The organism is Pseudorhizobium halotolerans (genome assembly GCF_902153235.2).
Taxonomy (GTDB): domain Bacteria; phylum Pseudomonadota; class Alphaproteobacteria; order Rhizobiales; family Rhizobiaceae; genus Neorhizobium; species Neorhizobium flavum.
Map to the genome: position 1 here is coordinate 510,299 of NZ_CABFWE030000001.1, position 22,753 is coordinate 533,051.

Here is a 22,753-nt window from a genome sequence, read left to right on the forward strand (position 1 = left end):
GTCACGCCTCGGCGTGGAGACGGGAGAGAGCCTCTTCCGCCTCGACGAGCGCGTCGGGTGTTCCGACCGTCAGCCAGTGACCCTCGAGCACAAGGCCGTAGAGCCGGCCTGCGGCAATGGCCTTGTCGAAATAGAGATTGAGGTTGAACGCGTCGTCGGGCGCATCGTCCAGAAGGGAAGGGTGCATCGCCATGGCTCCAGCGTAGACGAGCGGCTGGGCTCCGTCGCGATAGCGTGTCAGGCGGCCGCCATCATCGAGCTGAAAATCCTTCTTGCCATTATGGCCCGTGGTCCGCTCCAGAGGTACGCAAAGGAGCGCCATATCCATCACGGTCGGGTCGAAGAAGGTGGCAAGACGCTCCAGGTTCGTGGGCTGACCCGATTTTTCCCCTACCCAGAACAGGTCCGCATTCATCACGAAGAGCGGGGCACGATACAATAGTCGGACGCCCTTGGCGAGCCCGCCCCCCGAGTTCATCAACCCATCGCGTTCATCGGAAATCGCCACCTCCAGCCGCCGATAGGCCTTCAGATGCGCCTCCATCTGGTCGGCGAAGTGATGGACGTTGACGACCGCCCGATGGACGCCTGCATCGGCGAGCGCATCCAGCGCGTAGTCGATCATCGCCTTGCCGGCGACCGGCACCAGCGGTTTCGGCATGGTATCGGTGATTGGGCGGAGGCGGGTTCCAAGACCCGCTGCGAGCACCATGGCCTGGGCGATCTTCATGTCCTGCTTTCTAAAGCAGGGCTCATGATTCGGGTAGCTCTATTCCGGTCTCCAGGCACCAGTGGCGAAGCGGAGCGAGAGCTTCGTGCTTTAGAGCTTGCGCGAGGTGCGCGAGGGTGCGGGGCATGTGCTTCATGTAGCCCGGCTTGCCGTCGCGCTTCATCAGTCGCACCCAGAGCCCGGCAAGCTTGCAATTGCGCTGCGCCGACATGATCGCGAATGCCTTGAGGAAGACAGCTTCATTGAACGACCCGAGTGACCGGCGCAGGGCGACGTAGTCACGCATCATCTGTTCTGCCAGTGCAGGCGAAACATCGACCCGCGCATCCTGAACGATGGAGGCGAGATCATAGGCGGTCGGGCCGATCATGGCATCCTGGAAATCGATGATCCCCACCCGGCGGACGTCGGACTCATGGGCGCGCCAGATGATGTTTGGGGAGTGGAAGTCGCGCAGCAGCAGGTTTCTCTCGGCGGGCGCGAGTTCGGCAATCAGATCGTCCCAGACGGCCAGATAGGCCTGCCTTTCCTCCTCGGTGGGGTCGGTGCCGCGCTTCCAGGGAAGGTGCCAGTCGAGCAGGAGGCGGGCCTCGATCTTCATCGCCGTAGGGTCGAAGTCGGGGATATGGTGGACGCGGCCATCCACGGGAAGATCCTGGCGCGGCGGGTGGCCGTGCAGATAGGCGAGGCAGACGACGCTTTCCCGGTAGCGATCTGGGATCGGCCGGCCCTTTTCGTCAAGGACGCCTTCCTGCCCGAGGTCCTCGAGGAGGAGGATCCCCTGGTCGTAGTCGACCCGCAGGACCTCCGGCGCAGCGAGGCTGAGCTCCCGGAGGTACCGGGAAACGGCGACGAACGGGTACGCGTCTTCGGCAAGGTGGACAACTTTCGGATAGGGCTTCCCGTCGTGCACCGGCGGCCCGTCGGGCTGGCGAGGCCAGTTCATCAGGATGAGCGAGCCGCCCTCATTTGGAGCAATAGTTTCGTAGGCACGCACCGAGGCATCGCCGGTCAGGTACCGCCGCCTCGCGTCTAGGTATCCCCACTGGATCAGCGTTGTGCGAATGGTGAGGGATCGCCGGATCCGCTCCAGCGCCGGCGCTGGCCCCGAAATTCTTGCGGTTCGGCCGGCACTATCGTGCTCCAGCCGCATCGTCAGCCGAGCCGGAGGGAGAAGATCCCAAGCCATCTCCGGCCATTCGACCAAAGCTATGCCCGTGGCGAGGGTTTCGTCCAGGCCGAGTTCATCCAGCTCGGAGGGGTCTCCAAGCCGATAGAGGTCGAGATGGGCAACGGGAATGCGCAGTTCGTAGTTCTGCACCAATGTAAAGGTAGGCGAGGGAACCTCGAGGGCGTCCTCATCCGCCATGGCACGCAACAGGGCGCGTGCGAATGTCGACTTACCGGCTCCGAGATCCCCCGATAGCGCCAGGCAGTCCCCTTGCCGCAGCGCAAGCGCGAGGTCTTCGCCGAGCTGGGTTGTCGCCGCTTCGTCCGCAAGGGTGACGACGATCGCCGGGTTGCCACTCATTCTGCGGCGGCGATGGTACGCATGGCCGATCCGGTCGGGATGCGGCAGGTAACGGTTGTTCCGCCACCGGGGCGGCTGTCGATACGCACGTCGCCGTGATGGAGGGTGACGAAGCTCTCGACGATGGAGAGGCCGAGGCCCGCGCCGCTGCGCTTGCCGCCTTGCGGGCTGGAGGAGAAGCGGTTGAAGACGCTGCTCAACATTTCCGTCGGGATACCGGGACCATCATCCGAGACGGAGAAGTAGACGTCCTGGTCGTCCCGCCGGCAGGTCAGGGTGACGGTACTGCCCTCGGGCGCAAAATTTGTGGCATTTGTGAGCAGCTTCAGAAGGATCTGCTTCAGCCGCTGCTGGTCCGCAATGATGCTTCCCAAGCCTCTTGGAGCTGTAATCTCCAGCGTCACGGCATTTTCGTGCAGACGGTCGGCGATCTGCATCGCCACGTCGTCCAAGAGGTCGTCAAGACCAACCTCCGTGTAGTTGAGCTCCATGATGCCGGCGTCGACCGTGGCGAGGTCGAGGATGTCGTTGACGATGGTGAGCAGCAGCGAGGAAGACGTCGAGATGTGCTCGACATACTCCGCCTGGCGTTCGTTGAGGGCCCCGACGCCGGGGGTCTTCAGCAGATCAGTGAAGCCGATGATGTTGGTGAGTGGCGAGCGAAGCTCGTAGGATACGTGCTGGACAAAATCGTTCTTGATCTCGTCCGCCTTCCGCAGCGCCTCGTTCTTCTCCATCAGCGCACGCTCGGCGCGGGCGCTGGCGGTCATGTCGACGAAGGTGAACATCGTCTGGGCATTGGGTAGCGGCGTGACAGCGTAGTCGAGGATTAGGCCGGAATAGAGCTCGAACGTCCCCTGCAGGGAGGGGCGCGCATCGTCACCGCTGGTCAGCATCTGGCCAAAACGGCGCCAGCCGTCGGGCTTGTCGTAGGAGGGGCTGCAGGCTTCCTCGATGGCCCTGATATGCGTGCCCGGCTTTGCCTGCTCTGCCGTGATTCCCCAGAGCGCGCGGAAGGCCGGGTTGGAAAGCTGGATGCTGCCGTCGGGGCCGAACACCGCCACACCTTCCGAAAGGTGATCGATCGTCTCCCCCTGGACCTGCAGAAGCGTGTTGTAGCGCGTTTCCAGGTTGACCTGCTCGGTCAGGTTCTCGAACACCCAGGTGGCGCCACCCTGCGGATGAGCGGTGGCGACCACGCGCAATGTCTCTCCGTTCGGCAGGTGCCAGAGCTCATCCTTGGCATCGAGCGCCTGGTAGATGGAAAGCGCAGACTCCTTCCAGCTTCGCCAGTTGAGCGGTTCCGGAAGCTTGTTGCTGCTGCGCAGGCGGTCGAGGAGCTCGCTGTTGTCCGGGCGAGAATCAAGGAAGCCGAGATCGAGGCCCCAGAGCGTCATGAAGGCCTGGTTGTAAAATTGCAGGCGGCGATCGCGATCGAAGATCGCCACGGGCGTCCCGAGATTGTCCAGCGTTTCGGCATGGGCGCGAAGCGTCCTCTTCAGCTCCTCCCGGACCGATTCGGCCTCGGAGACGTCGAGTGCCATGCCCGCTGACCCGCCGGCGGCGACGACGTCGACGATCTCGTAGATCGTCCTGTTGCCGTGAACGACGGTGGAAACGCGATCGTGGAAGGGCGAGGCCGGTGTGGCGTTCGCACGGATGCTCTCGCGGGTGATGGTCCCCAGAAACTCCCGAGCCTCGCCGACCGCTTGATCCGGGCTCGCCGCTTCGACGGCTTCGCTATAGGCGTGGTTGACCCAGGCGAGCTTGCCGTCGCTGTCGCGGCGCCACACCGGCTGTTCCAAGGCGTCGAGTAGGGACTGGAACAGGGTGATGGAGCCCCGAAGCCGCTCCCGCTCTATCTTCAGTTCGGCAAGTTCGGCGCGCAGGTTGTTGAGCGCGATGAAGCGCACGAAGGCCTTGCCGCCGGAGACCCGACCCTGAACCTCGAGGATTTCGTCCCGGACGGTTTCCGCCACCATGTCGAAGGTGCAGGCGTCGCCCCGAAGTGATTCGACAGCTCGTTCCAGGTCCGCCGCTGATTTGGGGCGCAGCCAGCGCCCGAACGCGAGAAACTCGCGGTCGTTTTGCGGTGCGCCAGTATCGGCCGGCAGTTGTCCAAGGACCTCGGGACGCGCGATCGAGCCGTCCCAGATGATGATCCTGCGGTTCTTCTCCGCGATCAGGGCCTCATATTTCGAGATGCGCTGCTGCGCGTCGGAAAGCGCGTTGCGCATCTCCTGGCTTTCCGCCTCCATATTCCCCTTCTGGCGCACCAGCCAGAGAACCGAAAGCAGGGTTGCACCGAGTGCACCGATGACGAGTGAAGAGATGGCGACTTCGGATGAGGAAAACAGCCTGACTGCCGCAGGTGCCTGCTGCTGGGCAAGTGCAGTGCCAGCAAACGCTGCGAGGGTACTGCCCGACAGGAGAGCGGGCATGAGTGAGCGCTTCAGGCTCTTCGACCGCAAGGATATGCGGCGAACCTGCGGAGCGTTCCCGCCCTCGCCGAGGGAGAGCGAAGCACGGCCATCGCAACAGCAAGCCGCCCCTTCCGCTGGGTTCTGTTCGTTCACCGCCATTCCCGGTCTGTCTCCGTCCTTTGCCGCATCTCGACAAGACATCCCACATCGCCCTTGCCCGAAGCAGGAGCGAATCGATGTCTAAGACAATACTTGCTTCGGGAATCGGCGGGAAGGGTGGCGCCAAAAAAGAAGGTCGCGATCCGTCAAGACCGCGACCATCAATATCTTGTGGATCAACTTGCTAAAATCAGTACCTGTAGTGTTCTGCCTTGAATGGTCCCTGCGGAGAGACGCCGATATACGCGGCCTGTTCTTCCGATAGCTCCGTGAGCTTGACCCCGAGCTTGCCAAGATGCAGGCGGGCGACCTTTTCGTCGAGGTGCTTCGGCAGGATGTAGACCTCGTTCTTGTACTGGCCCTGCTTGGTGAAGAGCTCGATCTGGGCAAGCACCTGGTTGGTGAAGGACGCCGACATGACGAAGGAGGGGTGCCCCGTGGCGTTGCCGAGGTTCAGCAGGCGGCCTTCCGAGAGAAGGATGATCCGGTTGCCCTTGGGGAATTCGATCATGTCGACTTGGGGCTTGATGTTGGTCCACTTCAGGTTGCGCAGTGCAGACACCTGAATCTCGTTGTCGAAATGGCCGATATTGCCGACGATCGCCATGTCCTTCATGGCGCGCATGTGATCGATGCGGATGACGTCCTTGTTGCCGGTGGTGGTGATGAAGATGTCCGCACTGTCGACGACATCTTCCAGCACGACCACTTCGAAGCCGTCCATTGCGGCCTGCAATGCGCAGATCGGATCCACTTCCGTGACCTTTACGCGGGCGCCGGCACCGGCAAGCGACGCGGCCGATCCCTTGCCGACGTCGCCGTAGCCGCAGACGACGGCGACCTTGCCGGCCATCATCACGTCCGTGCCGCGGCGGATCCCGTCGACCAGCGATTCCTTGCAGCCATACTTGTTGTCGAACTTCGACTTGGTCACCGAGTCGTTGACATTGATGGCGGGGAAGGGGAGCAGGCCCTTCTTTGAGAGCTCGTACAGGCGGTGGACGCCGGTCGTGGTCTCTTCCGACACGCCCTTGATTGCATCACGCTGCTTGGTGAACCAGCCCGGAGAGGCCTGCAGGCGCTTCTTGATCTGCGCGAACAGGATTTCCTCTTCCTCGGAGGTCGGGTTGGACAGCACATCCTCGCCCGCCTCGGCGCGGGCGCCGAGCAGGATGTACATGGTGGCATCGCCGCCATCGTCGAGGATCATGTTGGACAGGCCGCCGTCGGTCCACTGGAAAATCTTGTCAGTGTACTCCCAGTACTCGGTGAGCGACTCGCCCTTTACCGCGAAGACGGGAATACCGGCTTCGGCGATCGCTGCGGCGGCATGGTCCTGCGTGGAGAAGATGTTGCAGGAAGCCCAGCGCACTTCGGCACCGAGTGCCTTCAGCGTCTCGATCAGGACCCCGGTCTGGATGGTCATGTGCAGCGAGCCGGAGATCCGGGCACCCTTCAGCGGCTTGCTCTCGCCAAATTCCTCGCGGCAGGCCATGAGGCCGGGCATTTCCGTTTCGGCGATGTCGAGTTCCTTGCGGCCATAGGCGGCAAGCCCGATATCGGCCACGATGTAGTCCTTGTCCGTGCTCATGAAGCTCTCCAGCTGTGGTTTGCGCGCCCTGAGGCGTCACCTTCCGCATTCTGGAGGCTGGTGTAGCAGGCTTCCCGGTGGGAAGCAACGACACATAAAGAAGTGCTTATGTCTTTATGTGTCTCTAGATCTCTTCGCCGAACTTGTCGGCTACCAGGCTCTCCAGCGCACTGAGCACCTCCGCCGCCTGCGGCCCCGCCGCCGTGACTTCGACGCTGCAGCCGGGACTGGCGGCCAGCATCATGAGCCCCATGATCGACATCCCGCCGACCGTCGTACCGTCCTTGGTAACGGTGACTTCGGCGTTGAACTTGGCAACCGTCTGGACGAATTTCGCCGAGGCGCGGGCGTGCAGGCCGCGCTTGTTGACGATAAGGAGCTCACGGGAATGGACTGACATGCTGGGTTCGCTTACTTGCCGCTCAGGACACGGCTTGCGACATTGATGTACTTCCGGCCCGCGTCGCTGGCCTCCAGAAGCGCCCGGTTCATGTCATTGTCGCCGCGGACGCCAGCGAGCTTGATCAGCATTGGAAGGTTGACACCCGCAATGACCTCGATCCGCCCGCCGTCCATGACGGAGATGGCAAGGTTAGATGGCGTGCCGCCGAACATGTCTGTGAGGATGATGACACCATGCCCATCATCGGCAACGGACACCGCATCGACGATGTCCTGACGCCGCTGGTCCATGTCGTCTTCGGGTCCGATAGAGACCGTCTCAATGTATTTCTGCGGACCGACGACATGCTCAAGCGCGTGTCGAAATTCCTCCGCCAGCTTGCCGTGGGTGACAAGCACAAGTCCGATCATCAATTCCCCCTGCTCTGGCAACGCGCAGCCCATATCGCACTGCAAAAGAGGCGTCCAGCGGTGGGAAGCCATCTTCGCCATGTAGACATCAAGTGCAAGTCAAAAATCCGTAGCTTTCAGCCCGGAAAGGGCGGCGGCAGGCCGATATCGGGGAAAAACACACCGATTATCGCCAGCGGATCGGCGACGTGTGCCGCCAACCGGAGCTGCGGCAGCGTACCAACGCCGTCGATGGAGAAGCGTTCGGCTTCCGGAGGTAGCCGCTCCATCCTTTCCACCGGGCCAAGCCTGACGGCAAGATGAAGCGGTGCAGCGGCCACATGGGGAACGCGGGCAATCCCGCTGCCGCGTATTTCGATCAGCCCGGCGATGACATCCGGGCATCTTCCCATCAAACAATTGTCTTCTCGCGACAGCAAGACCCGGTCATCGGCAAGTAGCATCGCGGAAATCCCGGCGCGCCAGGCGGCCGCAAGGCAGGTGAAAGCCGTCAACGACTTGCCGGATCCCGACGGACCGATAAAAAGCAGGCCCGCTGTTCCCACCACGATCGCGGTGGCGTGAATATTGACCTGGCCACCCGTCATGAAGGCTCTCCGGCTGGCAGGGAGAGCACGAAACGGGCTCCTTTGACCGCGCCGCGTGCATCGACGATGTTTTCGGCCCTGAGGGTGCCGTTGTGGGCTTCGGCGATCTGACGGCTGATTGAGAGGCCGAGGCCCGAATTCTGGCCAAAGCTCTCCCCTTCGGGCCGGTCGGTATAGAAACGCTCGAAGATGCGGTCGATATCCTCCGCCTGGATGCCGGGGCCATTGTCTTCGACGGTGACATTGACGCGGCCGCGAGACTGGGAGAGGCGTATGGAGATGCGACCGCGGTCGTCGGGTACAAAGGAACGTGCATTCTCGATGAGGTTGGTGATGATCTGACCGAGCCGCAGGTCGTGTCCGTTGACGATGAAGTCTTGCTTGGCCCCCTTGGCATCCACTGCAAGATCGATCTCCACCGGCTTGCGGCCATTGCGGATCTGCCGCGAGATGTCGACGAGATTGCCGAGCAGCACGCGCAGGTCGACCGGCGTGGAATCGGTACGGGCCAGTTCCGCATCGAGGCGCGAGGCGTCGGAAATATCGCTGATCAGGCGGTCGAGACGGCGTACGTCATGGAAGATGATCTCCGTCAGGCGCCGCTTTGCATCATCCGACTTCGCCAGCGGGAGGGTCTCCACGGCGCTACGAAGCGACGTCAGCGGGTTCTTCAACTCGTGGCTGACATCTGCGGCGAAGCTCTCGATCGCGTCGATGCGGTCGTAGAGCGCCGTGGTCATTTCGCGAAGTGCGATGGAGAGGTTGCCGATCTCGTCCTGACGATAGGCGAAGTCGGGAATCTCCTCGCGCTGCTTGGCGCCACGGCGGACGCGGATTGCCGCTGCCGCCAGACGCCGAAGGGGATTGGCTATAGTCGAGGAAAGGAGGAGCGACAGGAGGATGTTCACGAGCGTCGCAACGCCGAAGACCCGCATGATCGCAAGCCTCTCCGCATGGACGATCTTGTCGATGTCGCCCGCCTGGGTCGACAAGAGCAGCACGCCGAGGACGGCGCGGAAGCGCTGTACAGGAACCGCGACCGAAACGATCAGCTCTCCCTTGTCATTGATGCGGACAACCGCACCGCGAACGCCGGTAAGGGCATTCATCACCTCCGGGTAGATCGATCCGTCGCCGCCGGGCGCTTCCCTATAAACCGGCAGGTTGCGCTGCTGCAGCATGCGGTTGAACAGGCCGACGATGCGGTCGTTCCAGCTCACCGACTCCTGCTCGACCGGCGGCAGGTCGAACCGGAGCACCTGGCCGCGGGAATAGAGATGCCGGGAGTCGAGAAGGAGATTTGCATCCGCATCGAAAAGCCGGGCCCGCGTTCGGGTTGGCGAGATCAACCGCCGCAGGACAGGTGCAACGCGATCCGGATCAATCGGAAAATCGAGGTCCTCGTCATTGGGGACCGGCGTGATGCTTTGCCCGGCCTGCAGCTCGAGCAACTTCTCCGGATCGATGGTGATGGAGTTCGTATCGACCGAAGCAGAGGCCGAGATTGCTCCGGCGATGATTTCGCCCTGGGTCAACAGGCTCTCGACGCGTGCGTCGATCAGCCCCTCGCGGAACTGGTTGAGGTACAGGATACCGCCCACCAGCACGACCGTGGCGGCAATGTTGAAGAACAGGATCCGCCTTGTCAGGCTGGAGAAGACGGCGTGACCGAAGACACGTCGGATAAGAATGAACGGACGCGACCAGATGCGCCTTGGCGTCCGGCGCATCTCCGCATCGGGGGCGTCAAGCATATCTTCGTCGAGCAGTTGGTCTGCCACGCATTGTCCTTTCACGGACAGGCCGATCTCCCGTCCTGGCGCGGCTCCTACGGTGAAGCGATTGCCCTGGTCAGGCGGCCTCGCGGAAGCGATAACCGACCCCGTAGAGCGTCTCGATCATGTCGAAATCGACGTCGACCATCTTGAACTTCTTTCGCAAGCGCTTGATGTGACTGTCGATCGTGCGGTCGTCGACATAGACCTGTTCATCGTAGGCCGCGTCCATGAGCGCGTCGCGGCTCTTCACCACTCCGGGCCTCTGGGCGAGCGAGTGGAGTATCAGGAATTCGGTCACCGTCAAGGTGACGGGCTCGCCCTTCCAGGTACAGGTATGACGCTCCTGGTCCATCAGGAGCTGCCCGCGTTCCAGCGTACGGGCCTGCTGGGCCTCCGTTCCCGCCTTGCTGCCGACTGCCCCCAAGGTCTCCCTAGCGCTCGCCCGGCGAAGTATGGCCTTGACGCGCTCCACCAGCAGACGCTGCGAGAAGGGCTTGGTTATGAAGTCGTCGGCGCCCATCTTGAGGCCAAACAATTCGTCGATCTCCTCGTCCTTCGACGTGAGGAAGATCACCGGTATGTCCGACTTCTGCCGGAGCCGGCGCAGCAGTTCCATGCCATCCATGCGGGGCATCTTGATGTCGAAGATTGCCAGCTGCGGCGGCCGAGCAAGAAGCCCGTCGAGTGCGGATGCGCCGTCCGTGTAGGTCTCGACCTTGTAGCCCTCAGCCTCCAGTGCAATCGACACTGACGTGAGGATGTTGCGGTCGTCGTCCACCAGGGCGATTGTCTGCATGCTCTCTGTCTCCACTACCATTCGTGCGCATCTCCAGGAGTATCCCAGCCGCGTCGGTGTTCCGACGATGCGCGTTTTGAGTATAAAGGTGGAACAAATTGTGGCAAGGCAAGGGATCGGGGGCAGGGGGTCACAATCCCTCTACTCAGGCGAGGGGTGCTAGGTCAGGGTTAAAACGCGACCTAAACCGATTTAAGAAGAAATAAATTTTTTTAAATCGATTAATTTATTGATATCGTTGGCTTATCGCCGTCTACCCTACTTGCTCTTTGTGAACCCCGGCGCTAGTTGAGGGCCACATACAACGCCAAGGAAGGAAGGCGCGCATGCAGGAGCTCGGACTTTACAATCCGTCCAATGGGATAGCGGCGATCGGCTTCCAGGACGTTTCCCGCGTCAATTACAACCTCTCGGAAACGGAACTTTACGAAGAAGCGATCCGCAACCGGGAAGGCGACCTGACGGCGGACGGCGCGTTGCGGGCCGTAACCGGCCAGCACACGGGTCGCTCGCCGAAGGACAAGTTCATCGTGCGCGATGACACGACGGAGGATGTCATCTGGTGGGACAACAACCGGCCGATGTCTCCGGAACGCTTCGAGATCCTGCATCAGGACATGCTGGCTCATGCGGCCGGCAAAACGCTGTATGTCCAGGACCTGATCGGCGGTGCCGACCCGGAAAACGCGCTTCCGACACGGGTGGTGACGGAACTGGCCTGGCACGCGCTGTTTATCCGCAACCTTCTCATCCGGCCGAGCCGCGCTTCGCTCGAGACCTTCGTGCAGAAGCTGACCATCATCAACTTGCCGAGCTTCCGCGCCGACCCGGCCCGTCACGGCTGCCGGACGGAAACAGTCATCGCCTGTGACCTGACCCGCGGCATCGTGCTCATCGGTGGCACGTCCTATGCCGGGGAGAACAAGAAGTCGGTCTTCACCGTCCTCAATTACCTGCTTCCGTCAAAGCATGTCATGCCGATGCACTGCTCGGCAAATGTCGGTCCGGGTGGCGATGCGGCCGTCTTCTTCGGCCTCTCGGGCACCGGCAAGACGACCCTGTCGGCCGATCCGAGCCGCACGTTGATCGGCGATGACGAGCATGGATGGGGCGAGAACGGCATCTTCAACTTCGAGGGTGGCTGCTACGCCAAGGCGATCCGCCTTTCCGCCGAGGCGGAGCCGGAAATCTATGCCGCGACCCGCCGCTTCGGAACCGTGCTTGAAAACGTGGTCCTGGACGAAAACCGCGTTCCGGATTTCGACGATGCCTCGCTGACGGAGAACACCCGCTCGGCCTATCCGCTGCATTTCATCCCGAATGCGTCGGCGACGGGGATCGCTCCCCATCCGAAAACGATCATCATGCTGACAGCCGACGCTTTCGGGGTCATGCCGCCGATCGCCCGGCTGACGCCCGAGCAGGCCATGTACCACTTCCTCTCCGGCTACACAGCCAAGGTCGCGGGCACGGAAAAGGGCGTGACCGAGCCGGAAGCGACGTTCTCCACCTGCTTCGGTGCACCCTTCATGCCGCGCCATCCGGCTGAATACGGGAACCTGCTGCGCGACCTGATCGATCGCCATGGCGTAGATTGCTGGCTCGTCAACACGGGCTGGACCGGCGGTGCCTATGGCGTCGGGCGGCGCATGCCGATTAAGGCGACGCGCGCGCTCCTGACGGCGGCCCTGACCGGGGACCTCAAGACCGCGCAGTTCCGCACCGACCCGAACTTCGGCTTTGCGGTCCCGGTTGCGGTTGAGGGTGTCGACACCGCCATTCTCGACCCGCGCTCGACTTGGGCCGATGGTGCTGCCTACGACCAGCAGGCGAAGAAGCTCGTCTCGATGTTCATCGCCAACTTCGAGAAGTTCGAAGACCATGTCGACAGCCGGGTGCGTGATGCCGCCCCTGTGCTGTTGAATGCGGCCGAGTAAGCCACTCGAACTGACTAACATGTGACCGCCGGGCCCCAATGCCCGGCGGTTTTCTTTGTCCGTTGTTTATGGGATAGAGGCCACCGGAGGCGACCATGGCCAGCAACCCGCTCTATATCAATGATCGCATCACCATTGCCGGCTGGGAATTGACAGAGCAGTTCGTGCTGGCTGGCGGCGCGGGCGGGCAGCACGTCAATAAGGTCTCGACTGCCGTCCAGCTCTTCTTCAATCTCGCCAATTCTCCGTCGCTGCCGGACCGTATCAAGGCGGCTGCCGTTCGTCTGGCCGGTCGCCGGATGTCGAAGGATGGCGTGCTGATGATCGAGGCGAACCGGTTTCGCAGCCAGGATCGCAATCGCGAGGATGCGAGGGAGAGGCTCAAGGAACTGATCCTCAAGGCATCCGAGCCGCCGCCGCCGCCACGACGGGCGACCAAGCCCACCAAGGGCTCCGTCGAACGGCGTCTGAAGGCAAAGGCCGGCCGATCGGAAGTAAAGAAGATGCGTGGAAAGCCGGCGGGAGACTGATCGGATGACAGTCCTGCCTGACGGAGTTCGCTACCTGCCTGAATATCTTGATCGAAAGAGCCAGGAGGCTCTTGTCGACGAAATCAGGCAGGTGGTGACTGAAGCCCCGCTCTATGTTCCCGAAATGCCGCGCACCGGCAAGCCGATGTCGGTCCGAATGACGAATTGCGGCCCCCTCGGCTGGGTGACGGACAAAGGGCGCGGCTATCGCTACCAGGCCGCCCATCCGGTGACCGGCCGGCCGTGGCCCGCGATTCCGTCACGGCTTCTGGAACTGTGGGCGAAGGTTGCCGACTACCCCAAGCCGCCGGAGGCGTGCCTCGTCAACTTCTACGATGATCAGGCACGCATGGGTCTGCATCAGGACAGGGACGAGACGGATCTGTCCGCCCCCGTTCTCTCCATCTCGCTCGGAAACACCTGTCTCTTCCGGATCGGCGGAATGGAACGCAACGAACCGACGCGCTCATTCCGCCTGACGAGCGGAGACGTGCTCGTCCTCGGAGGAGCGGGGCGTCTCTGCTTCCACGGCGTGGACCGGGTCTACCTGGAAACCTCGACATTGCTGAGGAACGGCGGACGCATCAATCTGACCTTGAGACGGGTCAATCCCTGATCAGAGCTTGCGCAGTGCGACCGTCTCGACCAGGTGGTTTGAGCCCTTGCGCAGGATGAGGTCAGCGCGGGGGCGGGTCGGCAGGATGTTCTGCCGCAGGTTCTTCAGGTTGATGTTCTCCCACAGCCCCTCTGCGATCGCGCGCGCCGCATCCTCGCTGATCGTTGCATAGCGGTGAAAGAAGGAATTCGGATCACGGAAAGCTGTGTTGCGAAGCTTCATGAAGCGCTCAACATACCAGTTATGGATCAGCGCCTCGTCCGCGTCGATATAGATCGAGAAGTCGAAGAAGTCCGAAACCATGGGCACGAACTTGCCATCCGCCGGCAGATCGCGGGACTGCAGCACGTTGATGCCTTCGAAGATCAGGATGTCCGGGCGATCGACAACAGTGAACTCATCAGGGAGCACGTCATAGGTGAGGTGGGAATAGCGTGGTGCCTTGACGTTCGGCTGGCCGGCCTTGATCGCCGAGAGGAAGCGCAACAGCGCGCCGATGTCGTAGCTTTCCGGAAAGCCCTTCCGTTCCATCAGGTTCTCGCGCCTGAGCACGGCATTGGGGTGGAGAAAGCCGTCGGTGGTGATCAGGTCCACCTTCGGGCTGGAAGGCCAGCGGGCAAGCAGCTCCTTCAGGATACGCGCCGTGGTGGACTTGCCGACCGCAACGGAACCCGCAATGCCGATGACGAAGGGCGTCTTTGTGACGTCGGACAGGCTGAGGAACCGGTTGCGCTGCTGGAACAGCAGCAGCGAAGCCTCCACATGCGCCGAAAGAAGCCGTGACAGCGACAGGTAGATGCGCCGGACCTCGTCGAGATCGATCGGGTCGTCGAGGGAGCGCAGCCGTGCCACCTCGTCGAAAGTCAGCGTCAAAGGCGTATCCGCTCGGAACCGCGCCCACTCCGCCGATGTGAAGACGTGGTAGGGCGAGTAGGTCGCGGAAGAGGATTGCTCGGTGCCTTCAGCCGGTTGCGCTGCCGGGGTCATGATGGACGGTTCGCCTTTTCCTGCAGGCCGGACTGGGCGGTCCGCCGCTGAAGTTCGTCCAGCACATCCTTGAGCGGAATTCCGGCGATATTCAATACGACCATTAGGTGATAAAGGAGGTCCGCGCTTTCGCTGACCAGCTCCGGCCGCCCCTGCGAAACCGCGGCGATCACCGTCTCGACGGCTTCCTCACCGAGCTTCTTCGCGGCCTTTGTCTGGCCGGCGGCCACAAGCTTCGCCGTCCAGGACTCATCGGTTGCAGCCTTGGCACGTGTGGCGACGATCCGCTCGAGATCGCTGAGGGAGAAATCGCTCATCATCTGTCTCCAGCGACGTCAGTGCAGCCGCATCGCGATGCCGTGCTCGGCCATGTAGTGCTTGGCTTCGCTAACGGTATAGGTGCCGAAGTGAAATATCGAGGCCGCCAGAACAGCGGTGGCATGACCGTCCCGAACGCCGGCCACGAGGTCATCGAGCGTGCCGACGCCACCGGAGGCGACGACCGGGACCTTCACGCTGTCCGCAATCGACCTGGTCAGTGCAATGTCATAGCCGCTCTTGGTGCCATCGCGGTCCATCGATGTGACCAGCAGCTCGCCGGCGCCCTTCTCGACCACCTTCGCGGCGAAAGCCAGGGCATCAATCCCTGTCGCCTGGCGACCGCCATGGGTGAAGATCTCCCAGCGGTCCAGTTCTCCAGCCAAAGAGACCTTCTTGGCATCAATTGACACGACGATGCACTGATTGCCGAATTTGTCGGCGGCCTCGGCAACGAAATCCGGGCTCTTCACGGCGGCGGAATTGATCGACACCTTGTCGGCACCGGCAAGCAGAAGCCTCCGGATATCGCCGACGCTGCGTACGCCGCCGCCGACCGTCAGCGGCATGAAGCAATGGTCTGCGGTTCGGGCAACGACGTCGAAGATGGTCTCGCGATTATCCGAAGAGGCGGTGATGTCGAGGAAGCAGAGCTCGTCGGCTCCGGCGGCGTCATAGGCCTTGGCCGCCTCGACCGGATCGCCGGCATCGATCAGGTCGACGAAATTGACACCCTTGACGACGCGACCGTCCTTGACGTCCAGGCATGGGATGACGCGGGCCTTTAGGCTCATGCGGCCTCTCCTTTCTGCTTGCGGATCAGCGCCAGCGCCTCGGCCGGATCGATCCGGCCGTCATAGAGCGCGCGACCGGATATCGCGCCTTCCAGACGTGCGGCATCAGGCTGCAGCATGCGCCGTATGTCCTCGATCGATGCAAGACCTCCGGAGGCGATGACGGGGATCGAGACCGCATTCGCGAGTTCAAGCGTCGACTCCCAGTTGATGCCGGTCAGGATCCCGTCGCGGTCGATGTCCGTATAGATGATTGCCGAGACGCCAGCGCCTTCGAACTTCCTGGCGAGCTCGATGACGCCGAGCTCGGAAGCCTCCGCCCAGCCCTCGACGGCAACCTTGCCGCCCTTGGCATCGATGCCGACGGCGATCTTGCCGGGAAACTCTTTGCAAGCTTCGATGACCAGTGCGGGATCGCGCACCGCCACGGTGCCGAGGATGACGCGCGCCAGTCCGCGCGACAGCCAGTTCTCGATATGTGCGAGCGTGCGAATGCCGCCACCGAGCTGCACCGGGTTCTTCGTTGCCTTCAGGATCGCATCTACGGCCGCGCCGTTGACGCTTTCGCCGGCGAAGGCACCGTTCAGATCGACCACATGCAGCCACTCGAAGCCCTGGTCTTCGAAGGCTTTCGCCTGGGCTGCCGGGTCAGCATTATAGACGGTCGCCTGCTCCATGTCGCCGAGCTTGAGGCGCACGCACTGGCCGTCCTTGAGGTCGATGGCGGGAAAGAGGATCATTCTTCAGGGATTCCATCGCAGAAAATTGGCGATCAGTGCGAGACCCAGCATCTGGCTCTTCTCCGGGTGGAATTGCGAGCCGGCCATGTTGTCGCGAGCCACGAAGGCGGTCATCGGTCCACCGTAATCGGTGGTCGCCACGACGTCCTGCGGGTTCTTGGCCGCCAGATGATAGGAGTGGACGAAATAGGCGTGCAGTCCATCCGGTCCGGTCGGGATTCCATCGAAGAGAGGGTGAGGGCGCTTCAGGTCGAGCGTATTCCAGCCAATCTGCGGGATCTTCAGGTTCGGATCGGAAGGCTCCATTTCCCTGACGTCGCCTTCGATCCAGCCAAGGCCATGCGTGACCGTCTTCTCGAGCCCGCGGGATGACATGAGCTGCATGCCGACGCAGATGCCGAAGAAGGGCCGGCCATTTTTCTCGACCGCCTGAACCAGCGCGTCGTGCATTCCGGGGACGGCGTCGAGCCCGGCGCGGCAGTCTGCATAGGCGCCGACGCCCGGCAGGACGATCCGATCGGCCACGGCAACCACATCCGCCTTGTCGGTCAGCTCGACCGTGGCACTTAGGCCCCCCTCGTGCGCGGCACGTTCGAAGGCCTTGGTCGCAGACCTGAGATTGCCGGAGCCGTAGTCGATGATCGCGACGCGCATCAGCGTCCTCCCTGGTCGAAGAGGCCAATCCCGCCACGGTCCCACCCTGCTGCGGAGGGGGTGCGAACGGAATTTACCCAGTTGGCAGCGGCGACCGGGGCCGTCGAAGCCTGAGGCAGGCCTGCAAAGTAAATTTCCTCGGCGGTATCGAGATCCGCTGCCATGACAACGTCCTGCAGCGCCCACCCGCGCCGGATGAGACTCTCGCTATAGAAGTGCCGTCCTTCCAGTGCAACGAGAAGATTGATGGAAAGGGCGGCGAGAAATCCCACCACCGCAAATCCGGAAACCTGCATCAGCTGACCGGCGGCAACCTGTGCAAGGAAGACAGCCAGTGCCGCGAGCCACAGCCGCTTGGTCAGGAGCCAGATCCATGGAAAGAACAGCGCAAGCCAGGAGAAGCGGTCGGCAAGGATCACGGTCTTCTCGTGATCCGGATCTGTGCCCGGAGGCGTGAGAACAAGATAACTCTTCAACTTTGCTCCTTGGCCGTTCAGACCAGCGTTCCCTTCGTGGAGGGGACACGGCCTGCCTGGCGCGGGTCGATCTCGGTTGCCGTTCGGAGGCAACGTGCCACCGCCTTGAAGCAGGTCTCGGCGATGTGGTGGTTGTTGGCGCCGTAGTAGTTGAAGATGTGCAGCGTGATGCCGGCATTCTGGGCGAACGCCTGGAAGAACTCACGCACCAATTCCGTATCGAAGCTGCCGATCTTCGGGGAGCTGAACTCGACATTCCAGACCAGGAAGGGTCGGCCCGACAGGTCGACCGCTGCCTTGGTCATAGTTTCGTCCATGGCAAGATCGAGCGAGGCATAGCGCGTGATCCCGCGGCGGTCGCCGAGCGCCCGGGAGATCGCCTGGCCGATTGCGATGCCTGTATCCTCAACCGTGTGGTGGTCATCGATATGGATGTCCCCCTCGACCGCGATCTCCATGTCGATCAGCGAGTGACGGGACAACTGGTCGAGCATGTGGTCGAAGAAGCCGACGCCCGTCGAAATCTGCGAAGCTCCCGTTCCGTCGAGATTGACGGTGACGGAGACCGACGTCTCGTTCGTCTTGCGGGAAACCGAGCCCGTACGTGCGGCGATTTCGGCCATTTTGTACTCCATGCGATTGTTGTGCGCTCCATAACAGGCGGACCGCCAAATATCCAGCAAAAGCAGGCATGCATTCGGATACGGTCGGCTTGATTTGCAATCATGCGATCCCCGCTTACATAGGCATCAACAGGGCGCAAAGCCTCCAACGCAAGGAGCCTTCGAGGCAAACGGGTAAAGAATGACAACGATCATAACGGTCCGGAAGGGCGGCAAGGTCATCATGGCTGGCGATGGCCAGGTGAGCCTCGGCCAGACAGTGATGAAGGGCAACGCCCGCAAAGTCCGCCGCATCGGCAAGGGTGAGGTGATAGCCGGTTTTGCCGGCGCAACGGCGGATGCCTTCACGCTGCTCGACCGGCTGGAGAAGAAGCTCGAGCAATATCCCGGTCAGTTGATGCGGGCTGCCGTGGAACTCGCCAAGGACTGGCGGACCGACAAGTATCTTCGCAATCTCGAGGCGATGATGCTGGTGGCTGACAAGACTATCACGCTCGCCGTCACCGGCAATGGGGATGTGCTGGAGCCCGAGCACGGCACGATCGCCATCGGTTCTGGTGGGAACTATGCGTATGCCGCGGCACGGGCACTGATGGACAGCGACAAGTCGGCAGAGGAAATTGCTCGCACGGCGCTCGATATCGCCGCCGAGATTTGCGTCTACACGAACCATAATCTCGTCGTCGAGACGCTGGACGCCGAGTAACGACATTCAGGAATGGGTCCCCGCCCGGGCTTTCGTGAGTCGGGCGGCAGGAACGCCAAGAGGACATCATGACAAACTTCTCCCCCCGCGAGATCGTCTCCGAACTCGACCGTCACATCATCGGGCAGCACGATGCCAAGCGCGCCGTGGCTATCGCCTTGCGTAACCGCTGGCGTCGTCAGCAGCTCGACGAGAGCCTGCGCGACGAGGTGATGCCGAAGAACATCCTGATGATCGGCCCGACGGGCGTCGGCAAGACCGAGATCTCGCGGCGTCTGGCAAAGCTTGCCGGTGCGCCCTTCATCAAGGTCGAGGCCACCAAGTTCACCGAGGTTGGCTACGTCGGCCGCGATGTCGAGCAGATCATCCGCGACCTCGTCGAGGTCGGCATCGGCCTGGTGCGCGAGAAGAAGCGTGCCGAGGTGCAGGCGAAGGCGCATATGAGTGCCGAAGAACGTGTCCTCGATGCGCTGGTTGGCCCAACCGCGTCGCCGGCAACCCGCGACAGCTTCCGCAAGAAGCTCCGCAATGGTGAGATGGACGACAAGGAGATTGAGATCGAGGTGGCCGACAGCGGTTCAGGCATGCCCGGTTTCGAAATCCCGGGCATGCCCGGCGCCAATATCGGCGTCCTGAACCTCTCCGAAATGTTCGGCAAGGCCCTCGGAGGCCGTACCAAGAAGGTACGAACCACCGTCTCCAAGTCCTATGGCGAACTCATCCGAGATGAATCCGACAAGTTGATCGACAACGAGGTCATTCAGCGGGAGGCCGTACGCGCGGTGGAAAATGACGGCATCGTCTTCCTCGACGAGATCGATAAGATCGCAGCCCGTGACGGCGGTCTGGGCGCCGGCGTCTCGCGTGAGGGCGTGCAGCGCGACCTCCTGCCGCTGGTCGAAGGAACGACGGTCGCAACCAAGTATGGGCCGGTCAAGACGGATCATGTTCTCTTCATTGCCTCCGGCGCCTTCCATGTGGCGAAGCCTTCGGATCTCCTGCCGGAGCTGCAGGGCCGTCTTCCGATCCGTGTCGAACTGCGCCCGCTGACGAAGGAGGATTTCCGCCGCATCCTGACCGAGACGGAGGCAAGCCTGATCCGCCAGTACAAGGCGCTGATGGAGACAGAGCAGCTAAGCCTGGACTTCACCGAGGACGCCATCGATGCGCTGGCCGATGTCGCTGTCCATCTGAACTCATCGGTCGAGAACATCGGCGCCCGCCGCCTTCAGACGGTCATGGAGCGGGTGCTGGATGAAATCTCCTTCAACGCACCTGATCGAGCTGGCAATACTGTGATGATCGATGCCGATTATGTGCGGGAGCATGTAGGAGATCTCGCAGCCGATACGGATCTGTCACGCTATATCCTGTAGCGCGGCAGCAACGCAGGCGAGGGATCTAGTGCATTTGACGTCAAGTTGATGTACACCGCCTCGACATGACGCCGGCCGATCGCTTAAAGGCTGGCGTCAACTCCGATGAAGCGAGCGAGTCGGGCGCGCCGGTCCTGCCGACATGGCCTGCCACGATTGCCCGAGTCTGCAGGTCCGACATCTTGAAACGACTTCTACTCGCCCTTGTCCTGGCGCTGAGCACTATACCGGCGGCTGATGCTGCTGGTCTTCGTGCGGTCCCGGAAGGCAATCGCCACGCCGAACAGCCGAAGGTGCCGGGCGCATCCGTCCGTCGCACCCAGGCCGGCCGCACCACCTTCGACCTCAAGTACGAGAAGATCCGTGACCTGCTGTCCGGAGATCGTGCGTTGATCGCCAAGATCAAGGCCACTGCGGCCGACTACCGGCTGGACCCGATCCACGTGATCGGCGCGATCGTCGGTGAGCATACTTACAATGTCGACGCCTACGACCGGCTCCAGTCCTACTACATCAAGGCGGCTGCCTATGCCGGAGATCGCTTCCGCTTCGGGCACGGTGACGAGTCCATCAGCGAGTTCGTTGCCCGTCCTGAATTCCGTCAATGCGAAGGCAAGGCGGATTCCTATAGTCTGTGGACCTGCCGCGAGGTTGTGTGGGAGAAGGAGTTCCGTGGCCGTACGGTCGGCGGCATCGCCTTCCCGGACAACCGTTTCAGCGCCGTCTTCTTTCAACCCTTCTACGCCGGGCAGACTTTCGGCCTCGGACAGGTGAACCCGCTGACCGCGCTGATGCTGTCGGACATGGTAGCCAAGTCGTCCGGTTATCCGAAGCTCGACGAAAACGATGCGGCGGGGGTCTACGAGGCGATCATGGATCCTGACAAGTCCCTGGCCTATATGGCTGCGGCGATCCGCAGGTCCATTGATGATTATGCATCCATAGCGCGCGTGGACATATCGACCAATCCCGGCATAACGGCGACCCTCTACAATACGGGCGGTTCGGCACAGCGTGCCGCGGCGCTGAAGGCGCGCGGCGGATTGCCGGAAGAAAACTACTATGGCTGGCTCGTCAACGATAAGCTCGAAGAGTTGAAATCACTGCTCTGAGTCCTGATATTCCTGGTTTGCCACCAGTTTCAGGAGGGCTTCGATGGATATGCGCCCCGAGCCGTTCGTTCCGCCGGCCCCCGTTCCCCGCACGGTACCGCCATCCCGGCTGGAGATCATCCGGACCGTGTTCAACAACCCCCTGGAACTATGGGGGGAACCGTCCTACACACTGCCATGGATCGAGACGAAGTTCCTCAAAGAACGAACGATCATCGTCAACGACCCGGGCCTGATCCGGCATGTCCTGGTCGACAACGCAGCTAATTACGAGATGTCGGAGATACGCCAGCTCATACTGCGGCCGATCCTGAGGGATGGCCTGCTGACGGCGGAAGGGCCTGTGTGGAAACGCTCGCGAAAGGCCATGGCGCCGGTATTCACGCCGCGGCATGCCCGCAGCTTTGCCGACCAGATGCTCCGCAAGTCGGAGGACTACGTCAGTAAGTATTCAGGGGTAGGCGAAGAGGGACAGGTTTTCGACATTTCGGTCGACATGACCGAGATCACCTTCAACATCCTGTCGCAGACGCTTTTCTCGGGCGAGATCGTCACCGAGAGCAACGACTTTTCGGAGGACGTGGACAGCCTGCTCCACCGTATGGGCCGCGTCGATCCCATGGACCTTCTGCGTGCCCCGCCATGGGTGCCGCGGTTGACGCGGATCGGCGGAAAGCGTGTCCTCGGCAAGTTCCGTGAAATCGTCGCGAAGACCATGGCTCTCCGCCAGAAGAAGATGCGCGAGAACCCCGATCACGTGCCGCAGGATTTCCTCACGCTGCTGCTGGAGCTTGCCGGCCCCGACGGTCTCACCATGAACGAGATCGAGGACAATATCCTGACGTTCATCGGCGCTGGCCACGAGACAACGGCAAGGGCGCTGGCATGGACGCTCTACTGTGTCGCCAACAGCCCGCAGATCCGCGAGCGGATGGAAACCGAGATCGACGAGGTCCTGGCGTCCGGCGCTGAGCCGGTCGAGTGGATGGACCGCATGCCAATGGTGAGAGCCGCCTTCGAAGAGGCCCTGCGGCTCTACCCGCCGGCTCCATCGCTGAACCGTGCAGCAATCGCCGATGACGAATGGACCAGTCCGGACGGAAAGACCGTTCGGATCAGGGCCGGGGTGACGGTTCTCATCATGCCTTGGACGCTTCACCGCCACCAGCTTTACTGGGATAATCCGCGCGCCTTCATGCCGGAGCGTTTCCTGCCTGAGAACCGCGGCAAGATCGGGCGCTTCCAGTACCTCCCCTTCGGCGCGGGGCCCAGGGTCTGCATCGGCGCCACGTTTGCGATGCAGGAGGCAGTCATCGCGCTTGCCGTCCTGGTGAGCCGCTACCGTTTCGACATGACACCCGATACGAAGCCCTGGCCGGTCCAGAAGCTGACGACCCAGCCGCGCGACGGCCTGCCGATGCGGGTCACGCGGCGCGTTCGCCCATAGGCGCATTGACAGCGGCGGCTGCCCGCGCA

The 22,753-nt window shown here is 62.1% G+C and carries 23 protein-coding genes; 7 read left to right on the top strand and 16 right to left on the bottom strand.

Annotation, left to right across the window (positions count from 1 at the left end):
* Position 1: 1 nt before the first annotated feature.
* The 9 genes from FN060_RS02380 to FN060_RS02420 all read right to left on the bottom strand — a co-directional run bounded on the left by FN060_RS02380 (position 2) and on the right by FN060_RS02420 (position 10,408).
* Positions 2-730, bottom strand: coding sequence for a nucleotidyltransferase family protein (locus FN060_RS02380; protein WP_142586708.1), 729 nt, complete (start codon positions 728-730; stop codon positions 2-4).
* Positions 731-752: 22 nt separating this feature from the next.
* Positions 753-2,261, bottom strand: a complete 1,509-nt coding sequence (tsaE, locus tag FN060_RS02385; protein ID WP_142586709.1) for a tRNA (adenosine(37)-N6)-threonylcarbamoyltransferase complex ATPase subunit type 1 TsaE — start codon at positions 2,259-2,261, stop codon at positions 753-755.
* Positions 2,258-4,843, bottom strand: coding sequence for a PAS domain-containing sensor histidine kinase (locus FN060_RS02390; RefSeq protein WP_142586710.1), 2,586 nt, complete (start codon positions 4,841-4,843; stop codon positions 2,258-2,260). The genes tsaE and FN060_RS02390 overlap by 4 nt, the downstream gene beginning before the upstream one ends.
* A 190-nt stretch (positions 4,844-5,033) precedes the next feature.
* Entirely contained in the window at positions 5,034-6,434 is a 1,401-nt protein-coding gene (gene ahcY, locus FN060_RS02395) for an adenosylhomocysteinase (protein WP_142586711.1), read from the bottom strand.
* A gap of 124 nt (positions 6,435-6,558) precedes the next feature.
* A complete protein-coding gene (locus FN060_RS02400; RefSeq protein WP_142586712.1) occupies positions 6,559-6,834 on the bottom strand; it encodes an HPr family phosphocarrier protein in 276 nt (91 codons plus the stop codon).
* Between the two features lie 11 nt (positions 6,835-6,845).
* On the bottom strand, positions 6,846-7,247 hold the full coding sequence (locus FN060_RS02405; protein ID WP_142586713.1) for a PTS sugar transporter subunit IIA: 402 nt from the start codon (positions 7,245-7,247) through the stop codon (positions 6,846-6,848).
* Between the two features lie 116 nt (positions 7,248-7,363).
* Complete coding sequence (locus FN060_RS02410) at positions 7,364-7,834, bottom strand: HPr kinase/phosphorylase (RefSeq protein ID WP_142586714.1); 471 nt, start codon at positions 7,832-7,834, stop codon at positions 7,364-7,366.
* On the bottom strand, positions 7,831-9,588 hold the full coding sequence (locus FN060_RS02415) for a sensor histidine kinase (RefSeq protein WP_142586768.1): 1,758 nt from the start codon (positions 9,586-9,588) through the stop codon (positions 7,831-7,833). The genes FN060_RS02410 and FN060_RS02415 overlap by 4 nt, the downstream gene beginning before the upstream one ends.
* A 97-nt stretch (positions 9,589-9,685) precedes the next feature.
* Positions 9,686-10,408, bottom strand: a complete 723-nt coding sequence (locus tag FN060_RS02420; RefSeq protein ID WP_194483547.1) for a response regulator transcription factor — start codon at positions 10,406-10,408, stop codon at positions 9,686-9,688.
* A gap of 326 nt (positions 10,409-10,734) precedes the next feature.
* Between FN060_RS02420 and FN060_RS02425 the strand changes: the two genes are divergently transcribed.
* The 3 genes from FN060_RS02425 (at position 10,735) to FN060_RS02435 (ending at position 13,491) form a co-directional block, all read left to right on the top strand.
* Positions 10,735-12,345, top strand: coding sequence for a phosphoenolpyruvate carboxykinase (locus tag FN060_RS02425; RefSeq protein WP_142586716.1), 1,611 nt, complete (start codon positions 10,735-10,737; stop codon positions 12,343-12,345).
* Positions 12,346-12,440: 95 nt separating this feature from the next.
* Positions 12,441-12,875, top strand: a complete 435-nt coding sequence (gene arfB, locus FN060_RS02430; protein WP_142586717.1) for an alternative ribosome rescue aminoacyl-tRNA hydrolase ArfB — start codon at positions 12,441-12,443, stop codon at positions 12,873-12,875.
* Positions 12,876-12,879: 4 nt separating this feature from the next.
* Entirely contained in the window at positions 12,880-13,491 is a 612-nt protein-coding gene (locus tag FN060_RS02435; protein WP_142586718.1) for an alpha-ketoglutarate-dependent dioxygenase AlkB family protein, read from the top strand.
* On the opposite strand, the gene coaA is transcribed toward FN060_RS02435, so the two are convergent.
* From coaA to hisB, 7 genes are read right to left on the bottom strand one after another with little or no spacing between them, the layout of a single operon-like run.
* Positions 13,492-14,478 carry a type I pantothenate kinase gene (coaA, locus tag FN060_RS02440; RefSeq protein ID WP_052640881.1) on the bottom strand — a complete coding sequence of 329 codons (987 nt, stop codon included), beginning with the start codon at positions 14,476-14,478 and terminating at the stop codon, positions 13,492-13,494. It lies immediately after the preceding gene.
* Positions 14,475-14,795: a phosphoribosyl-ATP diphosphatase gene (locus FN060_RS02445; protein WP_052640883.1), complete on the bottom strand. Its 321-nt coding sequence runs from the start codon at positions 14,793-14,795 to the stop codon at positions 14,475-14,477. Before FN060_RS02445 ends, coaA begins: the two co-directional genes overlap by 4 nt.
* Positions 14,796-14,813: 18 nt before the next feature.
* Positions 14,814-15,590, bottom strand: coding sequence for an imidazole glycerol phosphate synthase subunit HisF (gene hisF / locus FN060_RS02450; protein ID WP_142586719.1), 777 nt, complete (start codon positions 15,588-15,590; stop codon positions 14,814-14,816).
* Positions 15,587-16,330, bottom strand: coding sequence for a 1-(5-phosphoribosyl)-5-[(5-phosphoribosylamino)methylideneamino]imidazole-4-carboxamide isomerase (hisA, locus tag FN060_RS02455; RefSeq protein ID WP_142586720.1), 744 nt, complete (start codon positions 16,328-16,330; stop codon positions 15,587-15,589). Before hisA ends, hisF begins: the two co-directional genes overlap by 4 nt.
* 3 nt (positions 16,331-16,333) lie before the next feature.
* Positions 16,334-16,984, bottom strand: a complete 651-nt coding sequence (gene hisH, locus FN060_RS02460; RefSeq protein WP_142586721.1) for an imidazole glycerol phosphate synthase subunit HisH — start codon at positions 16,982-16,984, stop codon at positions 16,334-16,336.
* A complete protein-coding gene (locus tag FN060_RS02465; protein WP_183949703.1) occupies positions 16,984-17,460 on the bottom strand; it encodes a DUF2628 domain-containing protein in 477 nt (158 codons plus the stop codon). Before FN060_RS02465 ends, hisH begins: the two co-directional genes overlap by 1 nt.
* A gap of 17 nt (positions 17,461-17,477) precedes the next feature.
* A complete protein-coding gene (gene hisB, locus FN060_RS02470; protein ID WP_142586723.1) occupies positions 17,478-18,083 on the bottom strand; it encodes an imidazoleglycerol-phosphate dehydratase HisB in 606 nt (201 codons plus the stop codon).
* Between the two features lie 181 nt (positions 18,084-18,264).
* Here hisB and hslV point away from each other — a divergent pair, with 181 nt between their 5' ends.
* The 4 genes from hslV (at position 18,265) to FN060_RS02490 (ending at position 22,724) form a co-directional block, all read left to right on the top strand.
* A complete protein-coding gene (gene hslV / locus FN060_RS02475) occupies positions 18,265-18,789 on the top strand; it encodes an ATP-dependent protease subunit HslV (RefSeq protein ID WP_142586724.1) in 525 nt (174 codons plus the stop codon).
* Positions 18,790-18,857: 68 nt separating this feature from the next.
* Complete coding sequence (hslU, locus tag FN060_RS02480; protein ID WP_142586725.1) at positions 18,858-20,165, top strand: ATP-dependent protease ATPase subunit HslU; 1,308 nt, start codon at positions 18,858-18,860, stop codon at positions 20,163-20,165.
* Between the two features lie 182 nt (positions 20,166-20,347).
* Positions 20,348-21,277: a DUF1402 family protein gene (locus FN060_RS02485; protein ID WP_244665667.1), complete on the top strand. Its 930-nt coding sequence runs from the start codon at positions 20,348-20,350 to the stop codon at positions 21,275-21,277.
* A 43-nt stretch (positions 21,278-21,320) separates the two neighbouring features.
* Entirely contained in the window at positions 21,321-22,724 is a 1,404-nt protein-coding gene (locus FN060_RS02490; RefSeq protein ID WP_142586727.1) for a cytochrome P450, read from the top strand.
* Positions 22,725-22,753: the final 29 nt, after the last annotated feature.

What these genes read in the sequence shown, in the direction of transcription:
- ahcY (WP_142586711.1), bottom strand. Translation starts at nt 6,434, where the DNA reads ATGAGCACGGACAAGGACTACATCGTGGCCGATATCGGGCTTGCCGCC.
- FN060_RS02400 (WP_142586712.1), bottom strand. Translation starts at nt 6,834, where the DNA reads ATGTCAGTCCATTCCCGTGAGCTCCTTATCGTCAACAAGCGCGGCCTG.
- coaA (WP_052640881.1), bottom strand. Translation starts at nt 14,478, where the DNA reads ATGACCCCGGCAGCGCAACCGGCTGAAGGCACCGAGCAATCCTCTTCC.
- FN060_RS02415 (WP_142586768.1), bottom strand. Translation starts at nt 9,588, where the DNA reads ATGCTTGACGCCCCCGATGCGGAGATGCGCCGGACGCCAAGGCGCATC.
- arfB (WP_142586717.1), top strand. Translation starts at nt 12,441, where the DNA reads ATGGCCAGCAACCCGCTCTATATCAATGATCGCATCACCATTGCCGGC.
- tsaE (WP_142586709.1), bottom strand. Translation starts at nt 2,261, where the DNA reads ATGAGTGGCAACCCGGCGATCGTCGTCACCCTTGCGGACGAAGCGGCG.
- FN060_RS02425 (WP_142586716.1), top strand. Translation starts at nt 10,735, where the DNA reads ATGCAGGAGCTCGGACTTTACAATCCGTCCAATGGGATAGCGGCGATC.
- FN060_RS02410 (WP_142586714.1), bottom strand. Translation starts at nt 7,834, where the DNA reads ATGACGGGTGGCCAGGTCAATATTCACGCCACCGCGATCGTGGTGGGA.
- FN060_RS02405 (WP_142586713.1), bottom strand. Translation starts at nt 7,247, where the DNA reads ATGATCGGACTTGTGCTTGTCACCCACGGCAAGCTGGCGGAGGAATTT.
- FN060_RS02445 (WP_052640883.1), bottom strand. Translation starts at nt 14,795, where the DNA reads ATGAGCGATTTCTCCCTCAGCGATCTCGAGCGGATCGTCGCCACACGT.
- FN060_RS02380 (WP_142586708.1), bottom strand. Translation starts at nt 730, where the DNA reads ATGAAGATCGCCCAGGCCATGGTGCTCGCAGCGGGTCTTGGAACCCGC.
- hisB (WP_142586723.1), bottom strand. Translation starts at nt 18,083, where the DNA reads ATGGCCGAAATCGCCGCACGTACGGGCTCGGTTTCCCGCAAGACGAAC.
- hisA (WP_142586720.1), bottom strand. Translation starts at nt 16,330, where the DNA reads ATGATCCTCTTTCCCGCCATCGACCTCAAGGACGGCCAGTGCGTGCGC.
- FN060_RS02490 (WP_142586727.1), top strand. Translation starts at nt 21,321, where the DNA reads ATGGATATGCGCCCCGAGCCGTTCGTTCCGCCGGCCCCCGTTCCCCGC.
- hisH (WP_142586721.1), bottom strand. Translation starts at nt 16,984, where the DNA reads ATGCGCGTCGCGATCATCGACTACGGCTCCGGCAATCTCAGGTCTGCG.
- FN060_RS02435 (WP_142586718.1), top strand. Translation starts at nt 12,880, where the DNA reads ATGACAGTCCTGCCTGACGGAGTTCGCTACCTGCCTGAATATCTTGAT.
- FN060_RS02390 (WP_142586710.1), bottom strand. Translation starts at nt 4,843, where the DNA reads ATGGCGGTGAACGAACAGAACCCAGCGGAAGGGGCGGCTTGCTGTTGC.
- hslV (WP_142586724.1), top strand. Translation starts at nt 18,265, where the DNA reads ATGACAACGATCATAACGGTCCGGAAGGGCGGCAAGGTCATCATGGCT.
- hisF (WP_142586719.1), bottom strand. Translation starts at nt 15,590, where the DNA reads ATGAGCCTAAAGGCCCGCGTCATCCCATGCCTGGACGTCAAGGACGGT.
- hslU (WP_142586725.1), top strand. Translation starts at nt 18,858, where the DNA reads ATGACAAACTTCTCCCCCCGCGAGATCGTCTCCGAACTCGACCGTCAC.
- FN060_RS02420 (WP_194483547.1), bottom strand. Translation starts at nt 10,408, where the DNA reads ATGCAGACAATCGCCCTGGTGGACGACGACCGCAACATCCTCACGTCA.